Here is an 8,045-nt window from a genome sequence, read left to right as displayed (position 1 = left end):
GGGCGGGTCCTCGGCCATGCCGCAGAAGCAGAACCCGGTGCTGTCCGTGCTGGTCCGCAGCGCCGCCCTGCAGGCGCCCGGCCAGGCCACGCAGCTGCACCTGGCCGCCGCCAACTTCAACGACGAACGCCCCGACGGTGCCTGGCACAGCGAATGGCCGGCCCTCCGCCAGCTCCTGCGCCTCAGCCTCGGCGCCGCCGTGCAGCTCCGCGAACTCGCCGAAGGCCTGCAGGTCTTCCCCGAGGCCATGCGCCGCAACCTAGATCTTTCCGGACCCCTGCTCCTCAGCGAAGCCGTCACGGCCGCCGTCGAACCGCTCCTCGCGGGGAGCGTCGCGGATAAGCACACGGCTGACGGCAAACAACGGCTGCAGTCCGTCGTGGACCGGACGCTCCAGGTCCCGGCCGTCGAACAGGCCAGCACCTACCGGCGGCTGCTCCGCGCCGCCGTCCCGGCGGAGCTGCTCTCGGACGCCCGGCTGGCGGAGCTGCTCGACCCGGCCAACTACCTCGGCCAGGCCGCCGAAATCGCCCGCCGCATCCTCGCGGCCTACCCGGAGTACAGCGCCAGCGCCAGCGAAACGGGCGCCGTCGCCGGAACCCACAACCCATCACCGACCCTCGACCTGAACGGAGCCTCCCGTGGCTAGACCAACAGTCAAGGCAGTACTGCTCTCGCCCCAGCGCCCGCTGGGGGACAAACCCCTCCTTGTGGTGGGTCCGTCCCTGGGAACGTCCACGCTGCTGTGGAGCCAGGCAGGCGCCCTGCTCGGGAACGACGTCGACGTCGTCGCCTGGGACCTTCCGGGCCACGGCATCTCGCCGGCCGCGAAGGAGGCGTTCACCGTCGCCGAACTGGCGGACGCCGTCATCGAGCTGGTTGATTCGATCGCCCCCGGAGCGAGATTCCACTACGCCGGTGTTTCGCTGGGCGGCGCCACCGGACTGCAGCTGGGCATCAAGCACGGTGAACGGCTCAAGAGCCTGTCGGTGCAGTGCACCGGTGCCAAGCTCGGCACCCCCGAAGGCTGGCTGGAACGCGCGGAGACCGTCCGCACGCAGGGAACGCCCGTGATGATCCAGGGCTCGGCGCAGCGCTGGTTCGGCCCCGGCTTTATGGAGCGCCAGCCCGAACTCAGCGGCCGGCTGCTGCACAGCCTGCGCGACGCCGACCGCTTCAGCTACGCCTTCTGCTGCGAAGCCCTCGCCGCCTATGACGTCCGGGACGAACTCGGCAGCATCAGCGTTCCCACCCAGGCCATCGCGGGCGTGGAGGATAGCGTCGCACCGCCGTCCGTCGCCGAGGCGATCGTCGAAGGGATCACCGCCGGCGGCGGCACTGCGAGTGCAGTGAGCCTGGAAGGCGTGGCACACCTGGCGCCGTTCGAGGCACCCGGCCACGTCGCAGACTTGTTGCGGACTCTGATCACCTGGACCGAGTCCGGGGGAGCGGCCAAGTGACCGGCCCCAAGCAAACCGGCCCCGAGCGGACCGGCCTGGAACGGCATGGAGCAGTCCAGCCGGACGCCACCAGCCAGGAGATCTACGACGGCGGCATGGTGGTCCGCCGCGAGGTGCTGGGCGCCGCGCACGTGGACCGCGCCAACGCCAACAAGGACTCCTTCACCGAGGACTTCCAGGACATGATCACCCGGATCGCCTGGGCCGGCATCTGGACCCGGCCCGGACTGACCCGGCAGATGCGCTCCGCGGTCACCATCACCGCGATGGTGGCCCACGGCCACTGGGAAGAACTGGCCATGCACATCCGCGCCGCCATCACCAACGGCCTGAGCAGGGACGAAATCAAGGAAATCCTGCTGCAGACCGCCATCTACTGCGGGGTCCCTTCCGCCAACACCGCCTTCAAGACCGCCCAGCAAGTGTTCCATGAAATGGACAACACAGCGTTTGACGCAGCCACCCCTCCCAACTAGCTAGCAGCAGGGGCCGTTTTGAGCCCTCAGAACGGCCTTATCTGCTACCTAGTCGGGATTCTCAGACGGAAATTAGAGGAAATCATGAACCAGGCCTATCTTTACGATGCCGTCAGGACCCCGTTCGGGAAGTTCGGCGGGGGGCACGCCGGGGTCCGCCCGGATGATCTTGCCGCGCACGTGATCGGCGAGATCGTGAAGCGCGCCCCGAAGCTGGATGTCGAGCGGATCGACGAGGTGGTGTTCGGCAACGCCAACGGCGCCGGCGAGGAAAACCGCAACATCGCCCGGATGGGCACGCTCCTGGCGGGCCTGCCGGTCTCGATCCCGGGCACCACGGTGAACCGGCTCTGCGGGTCCTCGCTGGACGCGGCGATCATCGCGTCCCGGCAGATCAACACCGGCGACGCCGAGCTGATGCTGGTCGGCGGCGCCGAATCGATGTCCCGGGCCCCGTGGGTGCTGCCCAAGACCGAGAAGCCCTACCCGGCCGGGGACATGACCCTGGTGTCCACCACGCTGGGCTGGAGGCTGGTGAACAAGGCCATGCGCCCGGACTGGACCGTGTCCCTGGGCGAGGCCACCGAACGGCTCGCCGAAAAATACGGGATCACCCGGGAGGCGCAGGATGAGTTCTCCGCCGCCTCCCACAACCTCGCCGCCGCGGCCTGGGACGGGGGCTTCTACGACAACCTCGTCACCGTGGTCCCGGGCACACACCTGGTCCGGGACGAGGGCATCCGGGCCGGGTCCTCGGCCGAAAAGCTCGCCGGCCTCAAGACCGTGTTCCGCACCGAAAACGGCACCGTCACGGCCGGGAACGCCTCCCCGCTCTCGGACGGCGCCTCCGCGGCGTGGCTGGGATCCGAGAAGGCCGCCGGTCTGCTGGGCCGGGAGCCGCTGGCCCGGATCGCGGGCCGCGGCGCGCACGCGAACGATCCGCAGTTCTTCGGCTACGCCCCCGTGGAGGCGGCGAACAAGGCCCTCGCGAAGGCCGGGATCGGCTGGGACCAGGTCGGCGCCGTCGAACTCAATGAGGCCTTCGCCGCGCAGTCCCTGGCCTGCATCACCGCCTGGGGCATCGACCCGAACATCGTGAACCGGCACGGCGGGGCCATCGCGATGGGCCACCCGCTGGGCGCCTCCGGCGGCCGGATCCTGGGCACCCTGGCCCGGTCCCTGCAGGCCTCCGGCGAACGCTGGGGCGTCGCCGCGATCTGCATCGGCGTCGGGCAGGGCCTCGCCGTCGTCCTCGAAAACGTCACGGGCTCCGACGCGCCGCCGGCACCAACTCAGCCGGCAACAGCACTGCCGGCACAAACAGCGACAGTAAAGGGTTAGGACATGCTGAACTTCGTAGACAGCGTCGGCGAGGCCGTCGCCGGCATCAAGGACGGGTCCACCGTCATGATCGGCGGCTTCGGCAACGCCGGCCAGCCGTTCGAACTCATCGACGCGCTCATGGACTGCGGCGCCACGGACCTCACCGTGGTCAACAACAACGCCGGCCAGGGCGACCAGGGCCTCGCGCTGCTGATCAAGGAAGGCCGGGTGAAGAAGATGATCTGTTCCTTCCCGCGGCAGTCCGATTCCTGGCACTTCGACGCCAGGTTCCGGGCCGGTGAGATCGAGCTGGAACTCGTCCCGCAGGGCAACCTGGCCGAGCGGATCCGCGCCGCGGGCGCCGGGATCGGCGGCTTCTTCACCCCCACCGGCTACGGCACCATGCTGGCCGAAGGCAAGGAAACCCGCATCCTCGACGGCCGCGGACAGGTCTTCGAGACCCCCATTCACGCCGACGTCGCACTCATCAAGGCGCTCAAAGCCGACGGCAAGGGCAACCTCGTCTACCGCAAGACCGCCCGGAACTTCGGCCCGATCATGGCCGCCGCGGCCAAACACACCGTTGTCCAGGTGTCCGAGATCGTCCCCACGGGCGGCCTTGATCCGGAGATCATCGTGACCCCCGGAATTTACGTCAACAGCATTGTGAAGGTGGCCTGAGATGAGCAGCCAGTCCAACAGCCACGCGGGCATTCAGACGTCCGACAAGCCGCTGGGCCGCGATGACCTGGCCCGCCTCGTGGCGCGGGACATCAAGCCCGGCTCCTTCGTGAACCTCGGCATCGGCCAGCCCACCCTGGTCTCCAACTACCTCGAACCGGAGCAGAACATCACGCTTCACACCGAGAACGGGATGCTGGGCATGGGCCCGGAAGCCACCGGGGACCAGATCGACGGCGACCTCATCAACGCCGGAAAAATCCCGGTGACCGAACTTCCCGGCGCATCCTACTTCCACCACGCCGACTCCTTCGCGATCATGCGCGGCGGGCACCTGGACATCTGCGTGCTCGGCGCGTTCCAGGTCTCCGCCACCGGCGACCTCGCCAACTGGCACACGGGCGCCCCGGATGCGATCCCGGCCGTGGGCGGAGCCATGGACCTCGCCACGGGCGCCAAGGACGTCTTCGTCATGATGACCCTCCTGACCCGTGACGGCGTCTCCAAGCTCGTCGAGGCGTGCAGCTACCCGCTCACCGGCATCGGCTGCGTGACCCGGGTCTACACGGACAAGGCCGTCTTCCTGACCGGCCCTGACGGCGTGGAGGTCCGCGAGACCTTCGGCTGCACGCTCGAGGAGCTGCAGGCCATGATTCCGGTGCCGCTCAGGGCCGCGTCCGCCGTCGGAAACTGAGAATCCGCCCGCACGGATACAGTGGTGCGGGACCGAGAGGCATGGAAATGATTGACGCAGCAAAGGACGCCAGGACCAGTGGCGCGCCGGCGGCCAGCGACCAGTACGTGCAGTCGCTGGCGCGCGGCCTGGCGGTGATCCGCGCCTTCGACACGGACCACCCCAAGATGACGCTGACTGAAGTGGCGGCCCGGACGGACCTGACCCGGGCCACCGCGCGGCGTTTCCTGTACACCCTCGTGGAGTTGGGCTACGTCCGCACGGACGGCAAGATCTTCGCCCTGACAGCCAAGGTGCTGCAGCTCGGCTACGCCTACCTGTCCGGGCTGTCGCTGCCACAGCTCGCCCAGCCGCACCTCGAGGAGCTGTCCCTCCACCTGGGGGAGTCGACGTCGGCTGCCGTGCTGGAGGGCGCGGACATCGCCTACATCGCCCGGGTGGCGACGCGCCGGATCATGACCGTCGGCATCACCGTCGGCACCCGCTTCCCGGCGTACGCCACCTCGATGGGCAGGGTCTTGCTCGCGGCCCTGCCGCCCGCCCAGCTGCAGGAGTACCTTGCCGGGACGGACATCCGGCCCCTGACGCCGCTGGCCATCGGAACGCGGGAGGGACTGCTGGCGGAGCTGGCCCGGGTCAGGGCCCAGGGCTGGTGCCTGCTGAACCAGGAGCTGGAGCCCGGACTGATGTCTGTCGCCGCGCCGGTCCGTGACGGCCCCAAGGTGGTCGCCGCCATCAACGTTTCCCTGCAGGCCCAGTCGGTTGCGAGCCAGCCGGACCCGGAGGCCTACCTGGACTCGGTGCGCGAGGCCACCGTCGCCACCGCGGAACTCATCTCCGCGGACCTGTCCTCCGGACGCTAGCTGCCCTCAGCTGGAAGAACCCGACACCGGCGCGGTGGAGACCGTGATGGTGACCCCTGAGTCGTCGTCGCGGATTTTGAGATGGAGGTCCTTGCCGACGAGCGCGGCATGGATGTCCTCGCTATCTGCCGGGGCGATCTGCTCTGCCAGCCGCGTCACAGCCAGCGCCATGGCCCGGCCCCAATCATGAGGATCCATGCTGGACGCCTCGGCCTCAGCCGAGTAGTTCTCCTGTGGTTCGGTCATGTGCTCCCGCTTCCCGCCCCTGGAGCGCGTCCTGCCAGGCTGATCCGGACAGGCGGCCTGCCCGGCAGTTGGCTTACGCCGGCAGGCTCCAGTAGTTGAGCATGGCCAGTCTAGTGACCGTGGCGCGCGGACGTCCACGGTTCGCGTCCCTGCTGCGGAAGTTACGCGCGGAATCCCGCTAGGATTTCAATCCGGGACACCCCACGCCCCCTGCCCTCGAAGGACGCCATGCCAGAGAACAATTCCGCGCTCGACAGCCAAACGGCGCTTGACAGCAATGCGCAGCCCAGGCGCGCCGCCGTGGTCATCAACCCCGCCAAATCCGGTGGCCCGGCGCTCCAGGGCGCGGTCCTCCGGCTCTGTGAAACACAAGGCTGGGCGGAGCCGCTCTGGCTCGAGACCACGGTCGAAGACCCGGGAACCGGCCAGGCACGCCAGGCACTGGACGCCGGGGTCGACGTCGTGATCGCCGCCGGCGGCGACGGCACCGTGCGCTGCGTCGCAGAGGTGCTCGCCGGCACCGGAACGCCCATAGGACTGGTGCCGCTGGGAACCGGAAACCTCCTTGCCCGCAACCTCGGCGTGGACATCAATGATCCGGTCTCCGCCTGCTATGACGTCCTCAACGGCAGCGAACGGGCCATCGATGTCGTCAAGGCAACGCTGGACCACTCGGACGAGGAACAGGTCTTCCTGGTGATGGCCGGGCTCGGCTACGACGCCGCCATCATGGCCGATACCGTGGACGTGCTGAAGGACCGCATGGGCTGGCTCGCGTACGTTGAGGCCGGCATCCGCAAGCTGCCCGGCAAGCCGGTCAAGGCGCGGATCAGCGTCGATGGCGGGGAACCCGTCCGCCGCCGGATCCGCAGCGTCATGATCGGCAACTGCGGCCGGATCATGGGCGGAGTCGAAATCTTCCCGGACGCCAAGGTCGACGACGGCGTGCTGGACCTGTTGGTCCTGGCCCCGCGCGGGCGGCTTGGCTGGCTGGGGGTTGTCGCCGGGATCTTCGGCCGGAACAAAAGCGAGACCGAATCAGTGGAGTACTTCCAGGGCACGTCCGCCGAAATTACCCTGGAGCACGAGCAGGAGTTCCAGCTGGATGGAGACCACCTCGGCACCGGAACGCATCTTGCCGTGGCCGTCGAGCGGGATGCCCTGAAGATCCTGATGACCAGCTAAAACACCTTCCGGAGGCGGTCGGCGATACTTGTATCCCGATTTCCTGTGCCAGCGCGGGAGGCCGTGCCCGGGTAACGAGTACTACCCGGGCACGGCCCCGAAACGTGGTTCGCAAAGGCAAGTATCAACCACTCGTGACCGGGGATCCCCTACCAACTTGGATTGGCTCAGGCATCAAACGATGCAGCCAATTGCCTTTGGAGGGAGCCGCAATGGCACGCTGGTTCGTTGTCGCCCCGGATGTTCGGCCTAATGACCGAACATCCTTAATTTGTGCGGACGAAGCGTCCGCCGGCCCGCGGACCGCGTGCCCGAAGGGGTGCCGGTGACACCGCGCACGGAGGGCATGCCGCTCGGCCTGACCCTCCAAAGCCCTGGACACACCGCCACCCGTGCCGGAGGGACGGTGGCAGACCTCGCCTACGCATCCCACGCCGTGCACACGGCCCACGCGGCCCACGCCGCTCCCGCATCCTTTGTGCCCCCGCTGCGGCCCACCGCGGGACGTCCCACGGCTGACGCTGCCGGGCTGCCCGCCGCCACATCCGCCGCCACGCCTGCCCAGGCAAGGCTCTCCGGCCGGGAATGGGCGCGGTTCCTGCGCCGTCTGCTGCGCGGCACAGATGCCCTGCTGGTCGTCGTCTGCGTCATCGCTGGATTCCTCGTCCGCTTCGAGGGCGGCCAGCCTTTTGCGGGAAGCCCGGCTGACCTCAACGCGGCTTTCATCGGCGGGGTCCTCGGCGTGATGTGGGTTGCGGCCCTGGGCCTCTACCGGACGAGGGACCCGAAAATCCTGGGAGCCGGGACCAGCGAGTACAAGCGGGTCGCCGCTGCCAGCGGCGCGGTCTTCGGGCTGCTCGCTGTCGGCCTCGTGGCGTTCCGCGTCCAGCCAGCGTCGGCGTTCCACCTGGTCTCACTCCCGCTGGGACTCATCCTGCTGCCGGGCAGCCGCTGGATTGCCCGGCGCTGGTACAACGCGCGCCAGTCCCTGGGGCAGTACCTCGTCAAGGCGATTGTCATTGGCCAGGCCGAGGACGTGCGCTACGTGCTCAAGCGGATCGCCAAGAAGTCCGGTGCCGTCTACGAGATCCTGGGGGTGTCGCTGCTCGGCGGGCGG

Annotated in this window: 8 protein-coding genes and 2 pseudogenes; 9 read left to right on the top strand and 1 reads right to left on the bottom strand. The window is 68.7% G+C overall.

The genetic code is table 11. The features are described from left to right. From K789_RS0106100 to K789_RS0106070, 7 genes and pseudogenes are all read left to right on the top strand, one after another. Nucleotides 1-649, top strand: a pseudogene (locus K789_RS0106100) (adenylosuccinate lyase family protein); the annotation flags it as partial. Then, nucleotides 642-1,460 carry an alpha/beta fold hydrolase gene (locus K789_RS0106095; protein ID WP_024365717.1) on the top strand — a complete coding sequence of 273 codons (819 nt, stop codon included), beginning with the start codon at nucleotides 642-644 and terminating at the stop codon, nucleotides 1,458-1,460. The pseudogene K789_RS0106100 and the gene K789_RS0106095, both read left to right, overlap by 8 nt. Further along, a complete protein-coding gene (gene pcaC / locus K789_RS0106090) occupies nucleotides 1,457-1,936 on the top strand; it encodes a 4-carboxymuconolactone decarboxylase (RefSeq protein ID WP_024365718.1) in 480 nt (159 codons plus the stop codon). The genes K789_RS0106095 and pcaC overlap by 4 nt, the downstream gene beginning before the upstream one ends. Nucleotides 1,937-2,020: 84 nt before the next feature. Further along, nucleotides 2,021-3,277: a thiolase family protein gene (locus K789_RS0106085; protein ID WP_024365984.1), complete on the top strand. Its 1,257-nt coding sequence runs from the start codon at nucleotides 2,021-2,023 to the stop codon at nucleotides 3,275-3,277. A gap of 3 nt (nucleotides 3,278-3,280) precedes the next feature. Continuing rightward, on the top strand, nucleotides 3,281-3,940 hold the full coding sequence (locus K789_RS0106080) for a 3-oxoacid CoA-transferase subunit A (RefSeq protein WP_024365983.1): 660 nt from the start codon (nucleotides 3,281-3,283) through the stop codon (nucleotides 3,938-3,940). Between the two features lies 1 nt (nucleotide 3,941). Beyond that, nucleotides 3,942-4,634, top strand: coding sequence for a 3-oxoacid CoA-transferase subunit B (locus tag K789_RS0106075; RefSeq protein ID WP_024365982.1), 693 nt, complete (start codon nucleotides 3,942-3,944; stop codon nucleotides 4,632-4,634). A gap of 47 nt (nucleotides 4,635-4,681) precedes the next feature. Next, the gene (locus K789_RS0106070) at nucleotides 4,682-5,497 is read left to right on the top strand and encodes an IclR family transcriptional regulator domain-containing protein (RefSeq protein ID WP_024365981.1); all 816 of its coding nucleotides are present in this window, start codon (nucleotides 4,682-4,684) and stop codon (nucleotides 5,495-5,497) included. A gap of 6 nt (nucleotides 5,498-5,503) precedes the next feature. Here K789_RS0106070 and K789_RS0106065 read toward each other — a convergent pair whose 3' ends face one another. Then, the gene (locus tag K789_RS0106065; protein WP_024365980.1) at nucleotides 5,504-5,743 is read right to left on the bottom strand and encodes a hypothetical protein; all 240 of its coding nucleotides are present in this window, start codon (nucleotides 5,741-5,743) and stop codon (nucleotides 5,504-5,506) included. 228 nt (nucleotides 5,744-5,971) lie between these two features. Here K789_RS0106065 and K789_RS0106060 point away from each other — a divergent pair, with 228 nt between their 5' ends. Both K789_RS0106060 and K789_RS22480 read left to right on the top strand, forming a co-directional pair. Beyond that, a complete protein-coding gene (locus K789_RS0106060; RefSeq protein ID WP_024365979.1) occupies nucleotides 5,972-6,928 on the top strand; it encodes a diacylglycerol/lipid kinase family protein in 957 nt (318 codons plus the stop codon). 325 nt (nucleotides 6,929-7,253) lie between these two features. Beyond that, nucleotides 7,254-8,045, top strand: a pseudogene (locus K789_RS22480) (sugar transferase); the annotation flags it as partial.

Source organism: Arthrobacter sp. TB 26 (assembly GCF_000427315.1).
Lineage (GTDB): Bacteria > Actinomycetota > Actinomycetes > Actinomycetales > Micrococcaceae > Arthrobacter.
Note: the sequence above shows the minus strand (reverse complement) of the source record. Positions and strands in the feature narration are given on the sequence as shown.

What these genes read in the sequence shown, in the direction of transcription:
- K789_RS0106085 (WP_024365984.1), top strand. Translation starts at nt 2,021, where the DNA reads ATGAACCAGGCCTATCTTTACGATGCCGTCAGGACCCCGTTCGGGAAG.
- K789_RS0106080 (WP_024365983.1), top strand. Translation starts at nt 3,281, where the DNA reads ATGCTGAACTTCGTAGACAGCGTCGGCGAGGCCGTCGCCGGCATCAAG.
- K789_RS0106075 (WP_024365982.1), top strand. Translation starts at nt 3,942, where the DNA reads ATGAGCAGCCAGTCCAACAGCCACGCGGGCATTCAGACGTCCGACAAG.
- K789_RS0106070 (WP_024365981.1), top strand. Translation starts at nt 4,682, where the DNA reads ATGATTGACGCAGCAAAGGACGCCAGGACCAGTGGCGCGCCGGCGGCC.
- K789_RS0106065 (WP_024365980.1), bottom strand. Translation starts at nt 5,743, where the DNA reads ATGACCGAACCACAGGAGAACTACTCGGCTGAGGCCGAGGCGTCCAGC.
- K789_RS0106060 (WP_024365979.1), top strand. Translation starts at nt 5,972, where the DNA reads ATGCCAGAGAACAATTCCGCGCTCGACAGCCAAACGGCGCTTGACAGC.